This is a genomic window from Paenibacillus xylanexedens, from assembly GCF_007680605.1.
In the GTDB taxonomy this organism is placed as follows: Bacteria; Bacillota; Bacilli; order Paenibacillales; family Paenibacillaceae; genus Paenibacillus; species Paenibacillus xylanexedens_B.
The window spans coordinates 27659-47951 of record NZ_VEIO01000007.1 but is presented as its reverse complement, the minus strand read 5'-3'; the positions used below and the strand labels follow the sequence as shown (position 1 = coordinate 47951).

Annotated in this window: 20 protein-coding genes and 1 tRNA gene; 2 read left to right on the top strand and 19 right to left on the bottom strand. The window is 44.4% G+C overall.

Going from position 1 to position 20293, the window contains the following annotated elements; genetic code table 11:
* Positions 1–16: 16 nt before the first annotated feature.
* From FS818_RS22885 to rpsF, 13 genes are all read right to left on the bottom strand, one after another.
* Positions 17–1051 (bottom strand): LCP family protein, encoded by a 1035-nt coding sequence (locus tag FS818_RS22885; RefSeq protein WP_145335015.1) that lies wholly within the window; start codon positions 1049–1051, stop codon positions 17–19.
* Positions 1052–1302: 251 nt separating this feature from the next.
* The gene (locus tag FS818_RS22880; RefSeq protein ID WP_472924438.1) at positions 1303–2913 is read right to left on the bottom strand and encodes an MFS transporter; all 1611 of its coding nucleotides are present in this window, start codon (positions 2911–2913) and stop codon (positions 1303–1305) included.
* Between the two features lie 243 nt (positions 2914–3156).
* Positions 3157–5583, bottom strand: a complete 2427-nt coding sequence (locus FS818_RS22875) for a S9 family peptidase (protein WP_145335011.1) — start codon at positions 5581–5583, stop codon at positions 3157–3159.
* Between the two features lie 114 nt (positions 5584–5697).
* On the bottom strand, positions 5698–6594 hold the full coding sequence (locus FS818_RS22870) for a D-alanyl-D-alanine carboxypeptidase family protein (RefSeq protein WP_145335009.1): 897 nt from the start codon (positions 6592–6594) through the stop codon (positions 5698–5700).
* Positions 6595–6750: 156 nt separating this feature from the next.
* On the bottom strand, positions 6751–8577 hold the full coding sequence (locus tag FS818_RS22865; protein WP_145335007.1) for an oligopeptide ABC transporter substrate-binding protein: 1827 nt from the start codon (positions 8575–8577) through the stop codon (positions 6751–6753).
* Between the two features lie 19 nt (positions 8578–8596).
* Positions 8597–9502, bottom strand: coding sequence for an ABC transporter permease (locus FS818_RS22860; protein ID WP_145335005.1), 906 nt, complete (start codon positions 9500–9502; stop codon positions 8597–8599).
* Positions 9503–9530: 28 nt separating this feature from the next.
* Positions 9531–10493: an oligopeptide ABC transporter permease gene (opp4B, locus tag FS818_RS22855; protein WP_090923583.1), complete on the bottom strand. Its 963-nt coding sequence runs from the start codon at positions 10491–10493 to the stop codon at positions 9531–9533.
* A 7-nt stretch (positions 10494–10500) separates the two neighbouring features.
* Positions 10501–11433 (bottom strand): ABC transporter ATP-binding protein, encoded by a 933-nt coding sequence (locus FS818_RS22850; protein ID WP_145335003.1) that lies wholly within the window; start codon positions 11431–11433, stop codon positions 10501–10503.
* A 4-nt stretch (positions 11434–11437) separates the two neighbouring features.
* Positions 11438–12436: an ABC transporter ATP-binding protein gene (locus FS818_RS22845; protein WP_145335001.1), complete on the bottom strand. Its 999-nt coding sequence runs from the start codon at positions 12434–12436 to the stop codon at positions 11438–11440.
* 733 nt (positions 12437–13169) lie between these two features.
* Complete coding sequence (locus tag FS818_RS22840) at positions 13170–13769, bottom strand: M15 family metallopeptidase (RefSeq protein ID WP_145335252.1); 600 nt, start codon at positions 13767–13769, stop codon at positions 13170–13172.
* A gap of 243 nt (positions 13770–14012) precedes the next feature.
* On the bottom strand, positions 14013–14282 hold the full coding sequence (rpsR, locus tag FS818_RS22835; RefSeq protein WP_090923587.1) for a 30S ribosomal protein S18: 270 nt from the start codon (positions 14280–14282) through the stop codon (positions 14013–14015).
* A 56-nt stretch (positions 14283–14338) separates the two neighbouring features.
* Positions 14339–14824, bottom strand: coding sequence for a single-stranded DNA-binding protein (gene ssb / locus FS818_RS22830; protein ID WP_090923588.1), 486 nt, complete (start codon positions 14822–14824; stop codon positions 14339–14341).
* Positions 14825–14875: 51 nt separating this feature from the next.
* Positions 14876–15169 carry a 30S ribosomal protein S6 gene (gene rpsF / locus FS818_RS22825; protein WP_024629534.1) on the bottom strand — a complete coding sequence of 98 codons (294 nt, stop codon included), beginning with the start codon at positions 15167–15169 and terminating at the stop codon, positions 14876–14878.
* Positions 15170–15384: 215 nt separating this feature from the next.
* Between rpsF and FS818_RS22820 the strand changes: the two genes are divergently transcribed.
* Entirely contained in the window at positions 15385–15579 is a 195-nt protein-coding gene (locus FS818_RS22820) for a YjzC family protein (protein WP_090923589.1), read from the top strand.
* 431 nt (positions 15580–16010) lie between these two features.
* Here FS818_RS22820 and FS818_RS22815 read toward each other — a convergent pair.
* The 4 genes from FS818_RS22815 to FS818_RS22800 all read right to left on the bottom strand — a co-directional run bounded on the left by FS818_RS22815 (position 16011) and on the right by FS818_RS22800 (position 17685).
* Positions 16011–16101, bottom strand: a tRNA-Ser gene (locus FS818_RS22815).
* Positions 16102–16265: 164 nt separating this feature from the next.
* Positions 16266–16469, bottom strand: coding sequence for a DUF951 domain-containing protein (locus tag FS818_RS22810; RefSeq protein WP_145334999.1), 204 nt, complete (start codon positions 16467–16469; stop codon positions 16266–16268).
* On the bottom strand, positions 16459–17403 hold the full coding sequence (locus FS818_RS22805) for a mechanosensitive ion channel family protein (protein WP_145334997.1): 945 nt from the start codon (positions 17401–17403) through the stop codon (positions 16459–16461). The genes FS818_RS22810 and FS818_RS22805 overlap by 11 nt, the downstream gene beginning before the upstream one ends.
* 18 nt (positions 17404–17421) lie before the next feature.
* Complete coding sequence (locus tag FS818_RS22800) at positions 17422–17685, bottom strand: putative Se/S carrier protein (RefSeq protein WP_186331827.1); 264 nt, start codon at positions 17683–17685, stop codon at positions 17422–17424.
* Between the two features lie 117 nt (positions 17686–17802).
* Here FS818_RS22800 and yyaC point away from each other — a divergent pair, with 117 nt between their 5' ends.
* Positions 17803–18408 carry a spore protease YyaC gene (gene yyaC / locus FS818_RS22795; RefSeq protein WP_145334995.1) on the top strand — a complete coding sequence of 202 codons (606 nt, stop codon included), beginning with the start codon at positions 17803–17805 and terminating at the stop codon, positions 18406–18408.
* Here yyaC and FS818_RS22790 read toward each other — a convergent pair.
* On the bottom strand, positions 18383–18883 hold the full coding sequence (locus FS818_RS22790; protein ID WP_145334993.1) for a DUF4446 family protein: 501 nt from the start codon (positions 18881–18883) through the stop codon (positions 18383–18385). The two genes, yyaC and FS818_RS22790, sit on opposite strands and share 26 nt — an antisense overlap.
* A 147-nt stretch (positions 18884–19030) precedes the next feature.
* Positions 19031–20185, bottom strand: a complete 1155-nt coding sequence (locus FS818_RS22785; RefSeq protein ID WP_145334991.1) for an aminotransferase class V-fold PLP-dependent enzyme — start codon at positions 20183–20185, stop codon at positions 19031–19033.
* Between the last annotated feature and the right edge of the window lie 108 nt (positions 20186–20293).

The window sequence follows — 20293 nt, the reverse complement described above, 5'->3', positions numbered from 1 at the left end:
ATCTGTATGGAGTTAACTATTCAATCTTCTGCCGGTCAGGAATCATGACTTCACCGGCTGGGGTCGATTGATCCATCCAGTTTTTAATCAGCTCTTTAGCATATTGAACATCTTTCTCATCGGCACGCCCATAATAAATGCCGTTTTTACGCATACCCTCGCTCAAAATCGTAAAGCTGGAAACCTGTGGTTTTTCCTGTGTCAGCACTTGTTTCGCCAGATCAATGATAAAGTTAGGCTGCATGTCGGTCTGAAAATTATCACCCATGATCTGAAATAACTCAGGGATCTTCGCGATCTGATTCAGATTCAACATCTTGTTTGCAAAAGCATTCAGGAAAATTTGTTGCCGATTCGTGCGGTTAAAGTCACTATCTTCCCGATATCTCACGTAATAGAGTGCTTCCTGCCCGTCATAAATCGGTTTACCGCCCTTAATCGTGAACTGTTCATGATTTGGATCTTTGTTCACGATGTCCTTATCAATCGGTAGCGATATGCCCCCGAGGGCGTCAACTACCTTTTTGATCCCCTGAAAGTTAATCGTTGCGTAATAACCTACGTCCGCATTAAGGAACTTTTCCACCGTATTGATGGACATATTCTCCCCGCCGAAGGCGTAAGCATGCGCGATTTTGTCATAATCATCCGTCCCGTCCTTGTCCGCGTCTCTTCCTACGATCTGCACATACGTGTCACGCGGAATAGATACCAGAAGCACCCGAGATTCCTTTGGACGTACCACAGCATAGATGACTGCATCCGAACGTCCGCGGGACTTCTCGTAATCTCGTTTATCGGAGCCCAGGAGCAACACAGAAAATGGTTCCTTGCGGTATACCGTTGGATCAGGCGTTTTATTCCCTTCCTGCGGCACGTAAGAATGCGTTAGCTGTGCTTCTACCGTATCCGCCAGAAACAGGTCAAAAGCGGCCACGGCCAATTGCTGACGGAAAATATAACCGCCAATGAGCAAAACGACGAGGGATATAAGTGTTATATAGAGGCCTTTGCGACTTTTTTTCTTCTTTTCTTTAGTTCTGCTTTTCATCCGTCGATTCCTTCTTCACTCTCAAAATTGAAATTCATTACTACCCATTAAACGTGAGCAACGTCTGATGACACGCCGTTCTCCAAACTTTTATTTCTCTTTGAGCCGGAATACCGCTAATGCTCGTTCTATTGTAATCATTCCTGCATCATGAAAAGTTACAATCGGGTTAAATTGAAAAGAACAGCGACCCCTTTTCGGTTACAAAAGGTTCACTGTTCCTCCGTATCTTCTCATTTTACTTCTACATATTATATGGAACCCAGTGATCTATCTGGTTGCTGCCCCTGTTTCTCTCTTTGACGAAGACGCCCCGTTATTAGAGCCACAATCAAGGTTAACACGCTAAAAATAACTGCTGACCAGAAAAGTCCATTGTACCCCTGGCCTGTTGTTTGATGTACAGCCTGAAGCAACGTCTCGCGTATATTGGCATCCGGAATCTTGGACAACCCCGTCATGAGACTGGAGACGTCATTGCCGGATGCTCCACCAGAAGCATATTGCTCCAGCGCGGCTGGTGGTATTTCGATTCCACGATCCGCTAAACCTGACTGGATGTTCGAACCCAGGTTAGAAAAGGAACGTGCCAGGAATCCGGCGAAGATCGTCGGTGCAATAGCCATCGCCATTTGACGGAACAAGGAGCTGGTTGCTACCGCAATACCTTTATTGTTCTCGCCTGCCTGTTCCGTGACCAGAACGTTGACTGGCGCACCCAGCATCATGCCAAAACCAATGCCGACAAGGGTGCTCGCAATAACAAACTGCCAGATATGCTCCACCCACAGCGGAAATAATAGGAAACCAATGGCAGAGAGCAAGCCAGCTACCGATAATGTCCAGATTGGTCCTTTGCGGTCAACGAGGTATCCTCCTCCTCCTGCTCCAATCCCTGAGGCCAGAGCGAGCGGTGTAAACCAGTAACCCGAAGCTGTGCTCGATACGCCTAGATATTGCTCTACAAAGCCCGGAATGAAGATAACAGAGGCCAGAATGGCTCCTGAGAAAAAGGCAATGAGCAACGTCCAGCGGAAGGACGCAATGCCAAGCAGTTTTGTGGAAACGACCGGTTCGCGGTCGGACCCTTCCAACCTTTTTTCCATAAAATAAAAGATGACCAGCACAGCTACGCCCACTAGAAAGAAGCTGTAAAACATGGGCGAAGCCAAGCTTTGAAGCAAATTCACACCGTCGAGATTGCTGAAGCTGTACATCAGACTCAATACGCCTAATGTTAAGACCGCTATGCCGCTCCAATCGACAGCTGCTCGGCTTAACTCCTGTTCTTCCTGGATATAACGAATTCCGGCAATGAACAGCAGGATTGCAATCGGTACGTTGATGAGAAACAACCAGTGCCAGTTGCCTGTAATATCAAGGATGAATGCGCCGATGTTAGGGCCAAGAATGGCTGCAATGCCGTTCATGCCTCCCAGAAGTCCCAGAGCTGTACCCTGCCGCTGAGCAGGAAACTTGCTAAGCACATAAGAGCTTGCAATGATAAATATCCCGCCTCCACCAAGCGCCTGAATGACCCGGGCAATCAGAAAAAATGTAAACGAAGTACTTAACGCGACAAGGAGCGATCCGATTCCGAATAAAGCAACCTCAATGAGGAACAGTTTTTTGCGTCCAAACCGATCTGACAGCTTACCGGCAATGGGTACACTGATTGCAAGCCCAAGCGTGTATAGCGTAATCGTCCAAGCACCCCATGTTGGCGAAACACCAAACGAGGCATTTAATGTGGTCAGCGACGATGTAATTATTCCGTTATCGAGTGCGGCCATAAATACACCCACGGCAAAGAGAATCAATGGCCATTTCATTTCTTTTTGCATCCCGGATTCCTCCTTCATCTAATCTTGTACGTTCTTGTAACGACTCTAATACGATCTATATAAACCTGAATGAATAAGAATGACTCACTGGTCATTTTAAAATAAAGTGAGGATATATGTCAATTGATGAATATGGATTAGCTAAATTATGTAATACCTCCATTCCACTTCAATGATGTGTTTCTCTATCCCACGATTCAAAAAAAGAGGCTGTTCCCTAATCCCTTATCGGATCAGAGAACAACCTTGCTCTTGTTTTTGTTACTGCATCAGATGACGGTTCAGGAATTTCTCTATAGCGCGGTAGAGATCCAGTTGATTCTCTACATTGGCGAAGCCATGCCCTTCATTCATTTTCAACATATAAGGCACATCAACTCCACGTTTACGCAGTGCTTCGACAATCTGATCAGACTCTGCCTGTTTGACACGCGGATCATTGGCACCCTGAACAACAAATAACGGTGCTTTCATCTGATCGACATGGAAGAGCGGTGAGATTGCGGTAAGCAACTCTTTATCCTTCACAGGATCACCAACGCGCTCATAAAACAGGTTGCGCCCTGATTCCCAATATGGCGGTAATGAGTTAAGCAGCGTAAAGATGTTGGATGGACCTACATAGCTAACCCCAGCAGCATATACGTCGGGTGTAAAGGCCAGGCCTGCGAGCGCCGCATAACCCCCATAGGATCCACCATAGATAGCAACTCGCTTCGGATCAACTGTACCCTCTTTTACCAGCCAGTTCACACCATCGGTGAGGTCATCCTGCATAGCTTTTCCCCACTGCTTGTTGCCTGCCTCTAGAAACTTCTTACCATAACCTGTTGATCCACGGAAGTTCACTTGGAGGACTGCATATCCACGGCTTGCCAAGAACTGAACATCCGGACTATATCCCCATGAATCCCGGGCCCAAGGTCCACCATGGGGAAGAACAACCAACGGAAGATTCGATGTCGTCGCACCCTGTGGCAGTGTCAGGTATCCATGAAGATCCAGGCCATCCCGGGACTTGAACGTGATTGGTTCCATATCTGCCATTTTGGTTTCATCAATCCATGGAGCCTTATCCGCCAGCTTGTCTAACTTTCCTGTTTTGGAATTATAGAAATAATACGTGCCCATCGATTTGTCACTGTAAGATATAAAGAGTACCTGCCCATCATCACTTGTGCTTATAATACCAACCTCTTTGCCAGGCACCTTAGCTTTGATATCCTGCATGAGTGTCTTGAACTCGTTGTCAAAATACTCATAGTTGACCTTATCTGTCTCATAGACTGCTGCAAGGATCTTTCCTTTTTCTTTGGAAGGAATAACATTGCTGACATCCACATCTTTGTTTTCAAAGAGAGTTCTGGTGACCTTCTTTGTTGCCAGGCTGTACTCCACGACAGCCATCTTGTCCTGCTCCAGATTGGATACTCCGTACAGGTTTTTGTTGTCGCTTGTGAACATGACAGGAACAAACGTATCTCCCAGATCTGTTGTGAGCATTGGCTGGAACGGTTGATTTTCCGCATCACGATACAATAAGGAAGATACATTACCATCACTGGATATGGCCACACGAATTTTTCCTTCGTGGTCTGTCATCCAGCCTGTAATGTTACCCGGATTCTCCGCAGTAATAACTGCCTCTCCTGTCTTGATATTGATACGGTATACGTCAAAAACTCTAGCGTCACGCTTGTTCATACTTACCAAAATTTCATCTGGGATATTCTCCAAAGGATCGACAAGCATAGCTCTTGTATTTGGATAAGGCGTCAGATCTTTGCTATTTTTGCCATCGATATCTGTAATATACAGGTGGTAGTTCTCATCTCCAGCCGCATCCTTTGCATATAACAGCTTGTCATTCGTTGCCCATGCAAAACTAGCAATACTGTGATCTGTTTCACTTGTAATACGTACAGGCTTATCTTGACCATTTGCCGTAACTACGATGTTCATTCGATTGTTCCACGGCTCCATGTATGCCAGATGTTTGCCGTCCGGGGACATTTGGAAACCTGCCTGAGCAGGCTGTTTGAAGAAGTCCTCGAGCGGTGTGACCCCTGCTTTCTTCACATCAACCCCTAGGGCAAGGTACAGTGCACTCGCAAATTCCCCATGCGTTACTGCTTGTTTTGCATGAAATGCATTACCTTCGATAATGAAATGCTGTTTAACTCGGACAGCATCATTCGCATGTACGGCCGGGATTTGGTCAGCATCACTGTAGATCACCTGTATCCCGTTATCCTTCAATTCGAAAGCTCGTGTGAACAAAGAGGCCATCTGAGCACGTGTGAGCGGAGCATCCGGTTCATACCCTTTGGTATTACCTTGAATGAGATCACCTTGTTTCAGCGCATAAATGGCTGGTGCTGCTGCATGATCGGACAGAACGTCTGCAAAGCCTGTAAGGGTTGCCGGAGCATCCAGTTCAAGCACACGCTGCAGAATAATCGCAGCTTCTGCACGTGTAATAGGTGTTGCCGTTTCTTTCATTCCATCTGTGGTGCCATCTATGTATCCCAGTTGTTGCAGTGTCTGTGTTGCCTTGGAAACGATAGATTCCGAGACTGCCGCCTTAGGTTTGACTGCTTCGGCCGCCTGTACGGCAGGCTGAATCAAGGCAATCGACATGGCCATGGACAGCGTGAGTGCATACACTTTTTTACTAATTGAGTTCAAATGTTTTCCCCCTTATAAGTGAATTACAGGATAATATGGAAATACGCGTATCCTATTTTATTATGATTATCCATTTTGGAATAGCGGAAACCCTCCTTGACACGGGTGGTGTGTTTAGTTTATTTTTGTGTTCGAAAAACCGTAATTCAACAGCTTGCGCGTCTCAACGAACCGCCCTTCCCTCGTATCTGATCCAAATACAACCGAAATTAGCCGTTTGCCATCTCGCTCAGCCGTTCCAACGAAATGATACCCCGTATCCTCATCATATCCAGTCTTTAATCCATCATTACCTTCATAAGCATATGGGCCTCCGATTGAAGATAACATCCAGTTTGTATTACTCATATAGATCCCCTTTTGGTGCAAGGAGACTTGCATTTGATTGGAAACTTTAAGGATCTCGGGGTGATGGTTAAGCAAGTAACGGGCAAGCTTGCAGGCATCCATCGCAGTCATTAACGTTTGACCCTGGATATCCTTTGGACGATAAGGGCCAAGCAAGGTCTCACCTAGACCTGTAGAGTTGGTAAAGTGAGTATCCCCTGACAGACCAATCTCAGCAGCCTTTTGATTCATCCTTTGTACAAATTGATGTTCTGAACCACTGATATGTTCCGCCAAAGCAACAGCAGCATCATTGGCAGAATATACTGCCACCACTTGGAACAGCTCCTGAACAGTGAATCGATCCCCCTGTTTGAGTGCAAGCTGATTCCCGCCAACAGAACTGGCATAACGGCTTACATTAACAGGATCATCCCAACGAATATCTCCTCTCATGGCAGCTTCCATTACAAGTAGCTCGGTCATTAGCTTGCTGATACCTGCAGGAGCAATCTCTTCGGAGCCATTGTAATCCATCAGCACCTGTTCCGAATTCATATCCATCAAAACAGCCGATTCTGCCTTGATGCCTGGTTTACCAACCAGCATGTCCGGTTTTACGCCCAAATATATAATAACTAGTAAAGTGAACAGCATCCCTGCGCGTTTCCACCATATTTTCATCGATTCATCACCTCTTACCTATATAGACGTAGCAAAGAGGCATTTTGTCTGCATTTTTTTGAGAAAAAATTAATTTTTTTTTATTTTTTGGTTACAAAAAAAACATGGATTCCTTCCACCCCATGCCAGAGTGTTGGAATCCATGTTTATTAATAATTACTGAGCAACAACCGGTTTATCTGCATTTACAGCCAAATCGCTCAAGTATATGCCAGTTCCATCACCAATCGCATAGTTCATTACACGTTTGTTAACAGGAGCTACCACAGCACGGTACAATGTTGGGAATACTGGAACTTCATCTACCATGTATTGTTGCCATTCATTGTAGATCTCTTTACGTTTCTCTACGTCAAATGCTTCAGCAGAGATACCACGTGCCAGCAATTTGTCGTTCTCTTCACTGGAGAAACGAGGGAAGTTATAGAGTGCATCGCGTCCATACAGACCTGATGGATCAACGTCGATACCTACACCCCATGCCGCTTGGTACACATCGACATTAGGATCATCTTTACCTGTGTTACCTACACGGTCGTAGAAGTTGTTAAACTCGATCATTTCCAAGTTTACTTTCAGACCGATCGCTGCCCAAGATTGAACATAGTAACGTGCGAGTGGCTCAGCAGTGTCGCCACCAGTCATGGAGATAAAATTGATCTCAAGTGGTGAACCATCTGGCTTCGTACGGAACTCTCCATCCAGTTTGTAGCCAGCCTCGTCAAGCAATTTCTTTGCAGCTTCCGGATCATATTTCACACCCGGATTGTTGGAATCATGGAATTCAGGGTGAGAAGGTGGAATCAGTGTTGTTGCATTCCAGCGAAGACCGTTGTAGAAACGTTTACCTACTTGGTCATTATCTACAGCCATCCACATCGCTTTACGCAGGTTTTTATCTGCCATTTTTGCGTCAGGGTTCGATTTAACTTTATTGTTCTCAGCATCCCACGTTCCCAGTTTGAAACCGATGTACGTATACGCACGGTCGATTGCACCCAGGAATTCAACGTTGGATAGATTAGCATTATCTTTATACTGATCTGTCGGGAAAGCATCTACCAAATCTACACCGCCAGATTTCAGCTCTTGAACAACCGTTGTCGGGTTGATTACTTTCAATGTTACTTTGTCCAGTTTTGGAGCTCCACGCCAGTAGTCATCGTTTTTAACAAACGTTACAGACTCACCTGGTGTGATCGTTTCTACTTTAAACGGACCAAAACCGATTGGCTTCTCACGTACTTCTTTGGAAGAAGACATTTTCGCTATGTCCATACCACCAAAAATATGTTTCGCCAATGGATATGTCCACACGCCACCTGTCAGCAGGGATGGTGTTGCTTCTTTATACGTAATGCTGATTTGTTTGTCGCTCAGCACTTTAATACCAGAGATTGTTTTTGCTTTTCCGGCATGGTATTCTTCCATACCTACAACACTCGTGAAGTTGGAATCATAACGAGGGCCATCATAGCCTTTGCCACCGATAACTTCATAAGCGAATTGCAAATCTTCTGCCGTTACCGGCTTGCCATCATGCCAGTTTACATTGTCACGAATCGTGAGCGTAAACGTTTTGCCGTCTTCGGAAGTTTCATATGTCGCAGCACCATCGTTGGTGTACACATAGTCTTTATCCCAAGTCAGCAAACCTTCGTCAAACCACTGCAACACTTGCGAATCCGGGTTACCGGAGTAGAAGTTATAGTTCAATGTGCCTTCAAAAGCAGTATCGGATACGAGACCAAAGGTAAGTGATCCACCCTCGATGGCTGTACCTTCATTCTTTTTAACATTACTGAAATCTTCAATGGAGTAAACACCCTCTTCTTTCGCAGGCTTCTCCTCCGTCTTTCCTTCTTCTGTTTTGGCTCCCGGTGCAGGAGTTGCTGCTTCTTTCTCGGAGCACGCCGCAAGCGCCAATACAAAGACCAGCATCATCGTGAAAAATAGTCCTCGTGAAAATAATCCCTTTTTCATGAACCTTTCCTCCCTTTTTTTAACCTCTTCTTTGTCTTGCATCCGTCGCACGTTTCAAGGCCTGTCCGACATTATTTATACTCAACATCAATACCAGGATCAGCAGTGATGCAGGTAGCCAAATCCACCATCTGTATTCCAAGGTTTGCGGATTACGTGCATAACTTACGAGTGTTCCAAGACTTGGTGTGCTTTCCGGGAATCCAAATCCTAGGAAAGACAACCCGGATTCAAGACCAATATTAGCTGCCAGGTTCAATGTCATCGTTACAATGATAATTGAACTTAGGTTAGGAAGAAGCTGCGATACAATAATTTTAAAGTGAGAAGACCCAAGTGTTTTGGATGCTTTAATATACTCCAGTTCACCCTCCTGAAGAGCCTTGGATCGAATCAATCTGGCGATTCCCATCCATAGGAAGGCGGTCATAATGAGTGAGAATGAAACAATATTATATTTCGGTACAGCCGTTACAAAGGCGATAACCATCATCAGGAATGGCAAGATCATGAAAAAGTCCACCACACGCATGAACATATTATCAATCATTCCGCCAAAGTATCCCGAGAGCACACCAACCAGAATGCCAATAAATCCAGTCATTAAGGTTACCAGAATACCGATAGTTAGAGAGTTTCTTGTCCCAATAACAAGCTGACCGAATACATCTCGTCCACCATAGTCTGTTCCCAGCCAGTATTGTGCGGAAGGCGGCTCATACAGTGCAAACAAATCAACTTTAACAATATCGTCCTGATTCAGAATCATAGAGGTTCCATATACAAGAAGGATGACAAGCCCCAGGAATATGAGCGAAACGAGGGCTACTTTGTCCCTGACCAACTCTCGCCACACAATGCTTAAGCCGGAAGGGCTTTTATCAACCTTCTGTGAAGTTACAACAACATCATTGGTCTTGCTCATCTGTTTTCACCCCGAAATCTTCAAGTTCTTACTTAATGCGAATACGCGGATCGACCAATCCCAAAATAATATCAGACAGCAGTGAGCCTAGAATCGTAGCAATCCCATATAATAATACGAGTGCTGTGACTACACTGAAATCCCGTAATGAGATGGAATTCAGGAACAACTGTCCCATACCCGGGTAGCTGAATATACTTTCAATAAAGATGGTTCCGCCGATCAGCCCCGTAATCTCATACCCGAAAAATGCAGCAATCGGCAACAGGGAGTTTCGCAAAATATGTCTGTTGTAGATTCGGGATTCCGAAGCACCTTTGGCTCGCGCCGTGAGTACGAATTCTTTGTGTTTGATATCAATAATCTCACTGCGTAGATACTGTACCGTGGATACAGTGGAGATTAGTGCCATTGATAACGCTGGTAAAAGCAAATGCTGAATCTTGCTTATAACGTATTCGAATGTTCCTGGTGTAAGCCCTGGTGCTACACTTCCCCCGGTCGGGAACCAGCCGAAACGGAAACCAAAAATCCAGACCATGACCAGAGCGAATATAAAGAGCGGTGCTGCAAAACCCAGGTACGTATATCCTGTAATCAAACGGTCAGACCAGGTGTCATTATAACGACCACTGATGATACCGAGTGGGATAGCGATAAGATATGTGAGAATCAGTGTTGCCAAAGCAAGCCAGAATGTGTTGGCAATCCGTTGACCAATAAGATCTGTTACTGGCATTTTAAAACGGAAGGATTGTCCAAAATCACCCATAGCCGCATGTCTGATCCAGTCCCAATACTGTATATACCATGGATTGTTCAATCCTAGCCGTTCACGCTGTTCTTCTAGCGCTTTGGGATCGATACTCGGATCAAGCAGTCCCGTCAACGCGTCACCTGGCATGGCTTTGGCCATCAGGAAGACCAGAATACTGAGCAAAATTATTTGAGGAATCATAATAAATATTCGGCGTACAATAGTTTTCCACATATGGCTTTCAACCTTTCTGAGGTAAAGCTACCCGGTGAGTATCGGAAATGGATTGGAGCGAATAAGCAAGCCCTTCCTCATCGAAGAAATTGCGGTATGAATTTTCATACTCGGATTTGATCTGCTGTCGGAAAGCTATCATTTCCTCACGTTTGGTTGGGTCCATATCCGGAATCGCTGCAATAAGACGTTTGGTATAGATATGTTGGGGATTTTCAAAAATATCATCTGTTGTCCCTTGTTCCACATATCGACCTTTATACATAATTCCAATCTGGTCGCACATATGACGAATAATGCCCAGATCGTGGCTGATAAACAAATAGGTCAGATTCAGTTCCTTCTGGATCTCCTGCATGAAGTTAAGCACCTGGGCTTGTACGGATACATCCAGTGCAGATACGGGTTCATCAGCGATAATCAGTTTGGGCTTGAGTGCAATCGCACGAGCAATCCCGATCCGTTGACGTTGTCCCCCTGAGAATTCATGCGGATACTTGTAGATAGACTCTGGACTTAATCCTACCTTCTCTAGCAAGCTGCCGACCTGTCTCTTTTCTTCCGTTGCCGTCAGTCGTTCATAGTTCCTTAAAGGCTCAGCAATGATGTCCATAACACGCTTCTTCGGATTAAGAGACGAGTAAGGATCTTGGAAAATCATCTGTACGTCCCGCTGAAGCTGGCGATCTTTGCGTCGTTCTTTGGTCAAGTCCCTGCCATTAAATAAAATTTTGCCTCCAGTTACATGGTTCAGACCAATCACAGCTCTGCCTGTTGTTGTCTTGCCTGATCCGGATTCCCCAACAAGCCCGTAAGTCTGGCCTTCTTCAATGGAAAAGCTGACATCGTCAACCGCTTTGACACTGCCAATCTCCCGTTTCAGTAATCCTCCGCGAATCGGAAAGTGTATTTTGAGTCCTTCTACTTCAAGTAGTGCCATTATGTTATGCCTCCTCCGCTTGATCAGGGAAATGAAAGTGCTGATAGCAGGTACACCTTACGAAGTGTCCTGGCGCAATTTCATGCATCTGCGGGTTATCTTCATGAGCCGAGTCGCTAATCCATGGAATTCGCGCCTTGAATCTGCACCCCTGCCTTGGAAGATTTTTAAGAGAAGGTACGATACCTTGAATGACATGTAATTTGGATTTTTCTTCAGTAATAGTAGGGATCGAGTTTAATAATGAACGTGTATAGGGATGTTTTGCATTCGTCATCAATGTAACAATATCCGCTATTTCAACAATTTCTCCTGCATACATGACGGCTACACGATCAGCCATCTCGGCCACTACACCAAGGTCATGCGTAATAAGGATAATGCCTGCGTTAATCTCATTCTTCAGCTCTCGGATCAACTCGAGAATTTGCAACTGAATGGTAACGTCAAGTGCTGTTGTTGGTTCATCGGCGATGAGCAGTTCTGGCTTATTGGCAATGGCGATCGCGATAACAATACGTTGCCTCATGCCGCCAGATAGTTCGTGGGGGTATTGCTTATATATTTGTTCGGGACGTGGAATCCCTACCTGGTTCAATAAGTGAATAACCTTATCCCGCTTCTCTCTGGAAGACAGCTTCGGTTGATGAAGCGTAAGAATCTCTTCAATCTGTTCACCTATGATCATTAGAGGATTGAGTGCGGATAATGGATCCTGAAAAATCATGGCCATTTCTTTTCCGCGCAGTTTGTTCAATTGATTAGGGGATATGTTGGCGATATCCTTCCCTTTATAGAGAATCTGACCTTCGATTTTGGCTTTGTTATGCAATCCCATTAAAGAAAACGCAAAAGCACTCTTACCTGAACCTGATTCTCCTACAATAGCCAACACTTCATTTTTCTTAACCTTAAGATTAACGTGATCGACTGCGGCATAATAGTTATCTTCAATTCTGAATGATGTCGTTAAGTCTCTGACTTCCAATAGCTCTTTATTCAAATCAATCACCCTAACCCTGTAATTTCATCAGACTGTATCCATAAGTAGAAGAGTGCATCCACTGTATATTTCCATGTTGTCCCTTAAATTGAACAAAAGTGTATACAAAATACCTTATCGTTAACAGAATCAAGATTATAGTCTTCAATTTAAACCATTGGTCAATTAATGTTGATAATTCCTAGCGGAATTATAAATACAAATAATTACTGTAATCATACGTGTAATTTTAGTTAACGTCAATCATTATTTTGGGATATTTGGAATAAATGTTTTCTATACTACAGTTTTGGGTAATAGTTTTGGCTAAAAGGTACATATAACAGGGTTTTAGTGTGAGATTGAAGTGTGCTTGGGTGGATTTACAATAATATGAGGCGTGTGTATTGAATTTTCTTGTGTCCATATATAACATGTATATGACATAATGTGTAGATTTAATAAAAAATAATATGCAGTTGAATTACTTGATGTAATTTATATGTCACATTCAGGGGGATTTTGTCGTTTCTTAGCATCTCAACTTAGAAGTCATAAGAAGCTTATATATATGCATTTATTCAAGGTTTGTAAGGTAAACGTAAAAATCTAGTTATTATAGTATAGTTTTATTTAATTGCTGCTGTAAAGAGTTAATTGTTACTTTTGAACATTTATTTTACAAAAGAAAGAAAAAAGTCCTGCAAAAAGCAGGACTTTACTAATAAATATTCATAATTACGCATATATACTATTATCTTTTTGGTGCTAATGGTGGCCTTTTACCACGTTTTAAATCACGAATGCTCAAATCAAAGTCCATCTGTAAATGAGGATAGTCCGGAAAGTTAGTCCAGTCTCCACCCCAGGTGAAGCCTAACTCTTTAGCTAAATCGACAACCTCCATCCAATCTGATTTGCCATTGCCATTATCATCTCGTTCCATATCCCAGACAATATCTCCATCAGGGGTCCTTAAGGCAAAATCAATGGCAAGTCCATAGTTATGATAAGATTCCCCGCCTCTTGCATTGGTGACAATATTCCCAGAAGATGAGCGTCCCTGTGCAAATAGAGCATCTTGTTCCTCCACACTCCGATATCCATGCGTAATCACAACTTCTATGCCTCGCCTGGCAGCCATACGGACTAATACACCTTCGCTTTCGGCAACAGCTGGATGCAAACCGGTAATTGGTAAAGGCTCAGGGATTATTTCTTCTTGCCATATCTCTCCCAAGTCTCCTTTTTGTTGCAACCATACAAATATAATAGATAGAACAATCGTTGCGATGATCCAATTTTTCAGGCTTTTTTTCCTTCGCTGTCTTTGCTTACGTAGTGATGAATTCATATACTCTCCTACACTTTTTCTACTCATCAAGCTTCAATTCTTTTCAAAGGCTTCATTTCAGGTAAACTAACTTCTATTATAATTCATCTCAGCTTTGAAAGCTTCTTCTGCAAAAATTACATGATTATACGTTTTCATTTTCTTAAATTTTCATATGCGTATCCTAGGGATGCGTAGAATATGAGAATACAAAAAAGCAGCCGGCTATAAGCCGACTGCTCTTGTATGCATACTGAGTAATGACTACTCAGTTGTGTATGGCAGCAATGCGATTTGACGGGAGCGTTTGATTGCAATCGTCAGCATGCGTTGATATTTAGCGCTAGTACCTGTTACACGGCGTGGCAAAATTTTTCCACGTTCGCTGATAAATTTACGAAGCAAGTCCGTATCTTTATAATCGATGTGAGTAATTTTGTTCGCTGTGAAGAAGCACACTTTACGACGTTTGTTGCGACCACCACGACGTGCCGGTCTTTTATCGTCTCCGCCTTCTCTTTGCTTGAAGCCCATGCTTTTCAGTCCTTTCCTATCATGTAACCGATATCTCGTACGAGTAACGGCTCACGTTAAAATGGCAAATCATCATCCGATATATCAATCGGTTTTCCGTCATCGGAAAAAGGATCCTGATTGTTGCTACGCGCAGCATTATTATTGCTTGCACGTCCGCCGCCGCCTCCATAAGAAGGCTCTTCACGCATAGGTTGTCCCCCGCCGCCACCGCCTTCGCGGTTAGCTGACTCCAAGAAACGAACATTATCGGCAATGACTTCGGTCACGTATACACGCTTTCCTTCGTTATTCTCGTAGTTCCGTACTTGAATGCGTCCTTCGACTGCAGCCAGACGACCTTTACGCAAATAGTTTGCACAAGTCTCGGCAAGCTGTCTCCAGGTTACGACCGGAATAAAATCTGCTTCCCGCTCTCCTCCTTGGCTTGTAAACGGTCTGTCTACGGCCAAAGTAAATTGTGTCACGGCTACTCCTGCTGGAGTGTAACGCAACTCAGGATCCCGGGTTAACCGGCCGATCAGAATGACACGGTTCAACAATGTAATCCCCTCCTTCTGAGCGTATTGGTGCGATAATCACGAGTTAATGTCTTAGGCAGACTTAACGTCGTTGGTAATGAGATAACGAATTACTTCGTCAGAAATCTTCATGAGACGCTCAAGCTCAGTAACTACTGCTGGTTCAGCAGTGAAGTGTACCAAAACATAAACACCATCACGGAATTTCTTGATCTCATACGCAAGACGGCGTTTACCCATAACGTCGTGAGCTGTAACCTCACCACCGCCGTTGGAGATGATGCCTTGGAATTTATCGACTGTAGCTTGAACAACTTCTTGCTCAACGTCAGGACGAATAATGTACATCACTTCATATTTGCGCATAATTTTCACCTCCTTATGGACTCTGGCCCTCAATCCATGTTGAGAGCAAGGAACGAGCACAAACTCGAACTATATTAATATAACAAATACGCAAACGAAATGCAAGCAAACGTTCCCTGTTCATATTGGTACATAATCCCCATCATGTTTAGACTTCAGATGGAACACACTACAGAAGTAACACTGATCTCATTCTGTGGAGGAGGCTACTTATTATGGGTGAAAGAACCGAGTTCGAACCTGGGGACAAAGCGCCGAATGATGGAGAGTACACTGAAGTCGGAGAGAAGAGCTTTCACACGGAGATTAATGATCCCAAGCGAGTCACGCTAAAAAAAGGCGAGGCCTTTCCGGAAACGAGCAATCACAATCGCAAGTGGAAAAAGCTGACTAAAGCACGCGTCCACTAATTATTTTTTCAGTACCGCGTATATAAAACGTCAGTTAGCACATAATACAATCAGGCGGTACACGAGAGAGGTGTGGTTCCGTTGGACAACGAAGCCGATTTTTCGATGTTGGAGATGCATCACGTAATATAAGAAGCTTGTGGGTGTGTAAGACCTTAGTCCGAAGCACAAGTATTGCTACAAGCAGTACAGCCAGCGTTTCTGTCGTTACGACCGATTGTGATCTAACTAAACATGTACCGCCGGATAAAGAGCCCGTCAGGGCTCTTTATTTTTTTATAGGTAACCATTATAAAATCAGCATTAAGATTAATTATAAGAAACAAAATAAAAAGACTATCCATAGGATAGTCCCTTTCAGTCCTTTATGATGACCCCAGTCAATGGAGTTATGTAAGCATTATATCTTCACCAAATCTAAATAACTTAAATGGCGGAAAGGGTGGGATTCGAACCCACGCACGCTGTGACACGCCTAGCTGATTTCGAGTCAGCCCCCTTGGGCCTCTTGGGTACCTTTCCGCAGCAAAATTGATTATACCATGCCTGTGGGAGGAAAGCAATACCTATACCCTGTGTGCATGTAAACGCTATTTCACCATTACGTTTCATCGCCGCGCGATATAGCTAAATCATGCAACTAAAACACCGGGTATATGTTTTCCTCTTCCAGCCTACCCTCAGGATTACGCATCCTCTTCTACCGAGCGTAACACTTTTTTCATATTCTTCTCAAACTTGGCCCGAGGAATCAGTACGCTATGTTTGCAACCAACACACTTGATCCGAATATCCATCCCCATCCGAATGATTTCCATCTCATTGCTTCCACAGGGATGCTGCTTTTTCATCTGTACGATATCTCCAAGCTGGAAACTTTTACGCTCCACCTGCACCATCTCCCTCATCATTATCCATCGCAGCTGCCTGCTCTAATGCAGCCAACTTGCTTCTCTCATGGTACTCGAGTATTTTCTTCACATCTCCCTGAATTTGGCGTTCGACCGAAGACCGGGAGTTCGGCATACATTCTGCTACCACACGAATGACATAATCAGAAGTGGACATCGACTGAATCCCTAGCACATCCGGTACCTTCACAATATTCAGATCTCGTTCTTCAATACCTGCGAGTGATTGCTTCACCAAATGTACGGACTCATCCAGTGTCAGATCAGCCTTCATCGGGATATCCACTACAGCCAGCGAATTAGACATCGAATAGTTAGTCACACTTGCAATTGTACCATTCGGAATGATGTGTACTTCTCCCTGCCAGCTTACCAGTTTGGTTGTTCTTAAGCCAATAACTTCAACAGTTCCTTTGAACGTTCCTGTCTGAATCACATCTCCTACAGCAAACTGATCCTCTAAAATAATAAAGAATCCGGTTATGACATCCTTCACCAAGCCCTGAGCACCAAAACCAATGGCAAGCCCCAGAACACCGGCGCTAGCTAGCAATGGTCCGACTTGTACATTGATTTCCGATAACAGCAACAAAATCATAATGAAATTACATGTTATCGAGGTCGCATTTTTCAATAACTCACCAATTGTTACGAATCTGCGCGGGTTGACACGAATTTTGCCTTCCTGCTTCCGTGCCATCGATCGATCAATAACCCTGGACACCACTTTAATGACAATACGAGTGATAATAAAAATAATAAGGATGCGAATCGAACTGAACATGATGTTAAGCCACATATCCGTATCGGAAATTTTAGCCCACACCTGATCCGTCCAACGAATGGCATTGGTCACTACCTGCTCAGCAGTTTTATTATCAGGATCATTTCCCTGTGCAAAATAAAATGACATCAAAGTCTGATTCCTCCTCTACATCGGTATGTTATCATAGCTGTCTTCGGTTTTGAAATAGAGGCCGCGAATCTCTACAAACTCATCACGAATAATTTTCTGTACCCGCATCAGATCCTCTTTCGGAAACTGGATACACAGTGCACAGCCCGCTGTAATCTCCTTAGGTGTCGGAAACAAGTCAATCTCGATCTCAGCAAACTCTAGGAGCATCTCTGCTCGCAGTGCCTGCTGCGTTGAATCAAACGCAATCAGCATCCAATCGTCCAGCCATTCGTCCATGTCCTGCTCCTTTCAAGCTACAACCACTCTCAGGTAAAAAGCCTGTCCTTCCGAAGTATAAAACACTCTACCTTTCCATATACTGATACTACTATTCCAAGGGAAAGGATAGATCCTATGAATCCTACTTCGCGTTCCTTTTCATCACAAGATCTGACCAGCCTGAAAGTTCCTCATACTGATCCAGGTGTGCATGCTGCCATTGTACATCGTTTAATGTTCCATCTCTACAAAGCTCATTCTTTGCAAAATGTAGTGATTGTCTGCATCGGTACTGACCGTTCCACAGGTGACTGTCTCGGACCGCTGGTTGGTACGTCACTGGCAAAATGGGACAGCCCTCTGTTCCATCTATATGGCACATTGGATGAGCCGGTTCATGCTGTAAATCTGCAAGACACACTACACAAAATCTACAGCACCCATCACAATCCGTATGTGATTGGCATTGACGCCTGTCTTGGCCAATCCTCTAGTGTCGGTTGTATCCAGGTCGTAAACGGCCCGCTCAAGCCTGGCGCAGGCGTAAATAAAGAATTACCGCCGGTCGGCGATATCCATCTGACAGGTATCGTTAACGTCGGCGGTTTTATGGAATACTTTGTGCTTCAGAACACACGGCTTAGTCTCGTTATGCGAATGTCTGAAATTATAGCGAGTAGTCTGTATTCGGCCATTCGGGAATGGCATACTCGCTCTACTCTGCTTGCTGTGCCAGAGTAATAGCTTCCTTCTCCTCTGGGGAAAGTGTATACGTCGACTCTCCCCCTTTTAGAGGTTTTGCATATACATATGAACCGTCACGATTAAATAATCCCGTAAGGATCATACCGTCCTGACTTTCATTAATCATGGCTATCGAAAAGCTCAGGTCGCTACCACGCTCTCCATAAGCGTTGTATCTTTTCACACCGACCTTGCCCTGAATACGAGCCAGCTTCTGCAATGCTGTTTGCAACTGATTCGTTTGCAGTTTGTGTTCGTCCTCAATACTGTCCATCTGGATTTTCAGGTTAATCAGTAGGGACTCCAAATCCTCCACACCACTGCCAGCCATCATGGCTTCGTATTTACGTTTAAACTTCCGTAACTTTGCCCCTTGAGCAATACTCACGATCAGCAAAATCACCGTAAGCAATGTCAATCCGCCAATAATCCACAACAGCTGTTCCAGAATCAGCTCATTTAATTCAGCCATGTAAGTGCAACTACCCCTCTATGTTTTTGATCAGATTCACGTCTGTCCGTAGTTCTTAGCTTTTATTATAAATCAACCCGTTATTCAAGGAATTAATCATATATTTCCATTTCGAATAACAAAACGTTGAACACTTTTGTTACTCCTTTATCTCCCTGCTGTCAGCTCAGTAATGGCCCGAATAAGTTCATCGACCTCTTCATGGGAAGAACTGTATCCAACGCTTGCTCTGACAGCCCCGGTAGCTGTTGTACCTGCTGACTCATGCGCAAGTGGAGTACAGTGAAATCCTGAACGAACCGCAATCCCATAATTCCGATCCAGCCGGAATGCAAGCTGAGCTGAATCATATCCCTCAATTATAAAGGATACTAATCCTGAACGAGGTTGTCCAATGTCCGGGCCCAACAGTTGAATACCTTTAATCGAAGAAAGTCCTTCCATTATAAGTTGTGTCAGCTCCCACTCATGCTGATAGATTGAAGCAGGTGTCATGGCAAGTACATGCTTCACCCCCGCTCCTAACCCAGCAATCCCAACTGTATTAGGGGTTCCAGCTTCATAACGATCTGGGCGAACTTTAGGTTGTTCTACCGCCTCGGATTGACTACCCGTACCTCCATGAAGCAAAGGTTGCACATCGAGCTCGGGAGCGATGTACAAGCCACCTGTACCTTGGGGTCCCAGCAACCCCTTATGTCCTGGAAAAGCCAGCATATCAATACCTAGTTTTCCTACATCCACCGGCATCACCCCAACGCTCTGAGCTGCATCCACCAGTAAAAGAGCCTGATGTTGACGGCATAGTTCTGAGATTTCTCCAATTGGCAAAATACTGCCTAGCAGATTAGAACTATGTGTGCATACGACCAAACGGGTGTTTTTCCGAAACATCCGCTCCATCTGTTTTAAGTCTATGGCTCCAGAGGCTGTGACGGGTACATAATCTACCTCAATCTTACCTTGTCTGCGAAGGAACTCCAGAGGGCGCCGGACTGAATTATGTTCCGCCATGGTGGCTATTACATGATCCCCCTCTTGAAGTACACCCTGAATCGCAAGATTAAGAGCTTCTGTTGTGTTTGAACCAAATGCAATATCATTAGGGTTTTTAATACCAAACAGAGTCGCCAAGCCTTTTCTCGTTTCAAACAAAACCCTGCTCGCCTGCACAGCCATCCGATGACTCCCCCTGCCCGGGTTAGCCCCTGCAAATTCGAGGGCACTCATCATTGCCTTACCAACAGCAGGTGGCTTAGGCCAAGATGTTGCTGCATGATCCAGATAGATTGTGTTCTCCATCCTCCTACCACCTCAGCTCATAAGAAATAATTACAGGATTTGTTACAAACAAAGAATGACATATCGTTTCTCCAGAACACAGAGTCGATATGTCATGACATGAGTAGC

What these genes read in the sequence shown, in the direction of transcription:
- yyaC (WP_145334995.1), top strand. Translation starts at nt 17,803, where the DNA reads ATGAATCCTACTTCGCGTTCCTTTTCATCACAAGATCTGACCAGCCTG.
- FS818_RS22805 (WP_145334997.1), bottom strand. Translation starts at nt 17,403, where the DNA reads ATGTCATTTTATTTTGCACAGGGAAATGATCCTGATAATAAAACTGCT.
- FS818_RS22860 (WP_145335005.1), bottom strand. Translation starts at nt 9,502, where the DNA reads ATGAGCAAGACCAATGATGTTGTTGTAACTTCACAGAAGGTTGATAAA.
- FS818_RS22885 (WP_145335015.1), bottom strand. Translation starts at nt 1,051, where the DNA reads ATGAAAAGCAGAACTAAAGAAAAGAAGAAAAAAAGTCGCAAAGGCCTC.
- FS818_RS22800 (WP_186331827.1), bottom strand. Translation starts at nt 17,685, where the DNA reads ATGGACGAATGGCTGGACGATTGGATGCTGATTGCGTTTGATTCAACG.
- rpsR (WP_090923587.1), bottom strand. Translation starts at nt 14,282, where the DNA reads ATGGGCTTCAAGCAAAGAGAAGGCGGAGACGATAAAAGACCGGCACGT.
- FS818_RS22865 (WP_145335007.1), bottom strand. Translation starts at nt 8,577, where the DNA reads ATGAAAAAGGGATTATTTTCACGAGGACTATTTTTCACGATGATGCTG.
- FS818_RS22790 (WP_145334993.1), bottom strand. Translation starts at nt 18,883, where the DNA reads ATGGCTGAATTAAATGAGCTGATTCTGGAACAGCTGTTGTGGATTATT.
- FS818_RS22850 (WP_145335003.1), bottom strand. Translation starts at nt 11,433, where the DNA reads ATGGCACTACTTGAAGTAGAAGGACTCAAAATACACTTTCCGATTCGC.
- FS818_RS22785 (WP_145334991.1), bottom strand. Translation starts at nt 20,185, where the DNA reads ATGGAGAACACAATCTATCTGGATCATGCAGCAACATCTTGGCCTAAG.
- FS818_RS22840 (WP_145335252.1), bottom strand. Translation starts at nt 13,769, where the DNA reads ATGAATTCATCACTACGTAAGCAAAGACAGCGAAGGAAAAAAAGCCTG.
- FS818_RS22870 (WP_145335009.1), bottom strand. Translation starts at nt 6,594, where the DNA reads ATGAAAATATGGTGGAAACGCGCAGGGATGCTGTTCACTTTACTAGTT.
- opp4B (WP_090923583.1), bottom strand. Translation starts at nt 10,493, where the DNA reads ATGTGGAAAACTATTGTACGCCGAATATTTATTATGATTCCTCAAATA.
- FS818_RS22820 (WP_090923589.1), top strand. Translation starts at nt 15,385, where the DNA reads ATGGGTGAAAGAACCGAGTTCGAACCTGGGGACAAAGCGCCGAATGAT.
- FS818_RS22880 (WP_472924438.1), bottom strand. Translation starts at nt 2,913, where the DNA reads ATGAAGGAGGAATCCGGGATGCAAAAAGAAATGAAATGGCCATTGATT.
- rpsF (WP_024629534.1), bottom strand. Translation starts at nt 15,169, where the DNA reads ATGCGCAAATATGAAGTGATGTACATTATTCGTCCTGACGTTGAGCAA.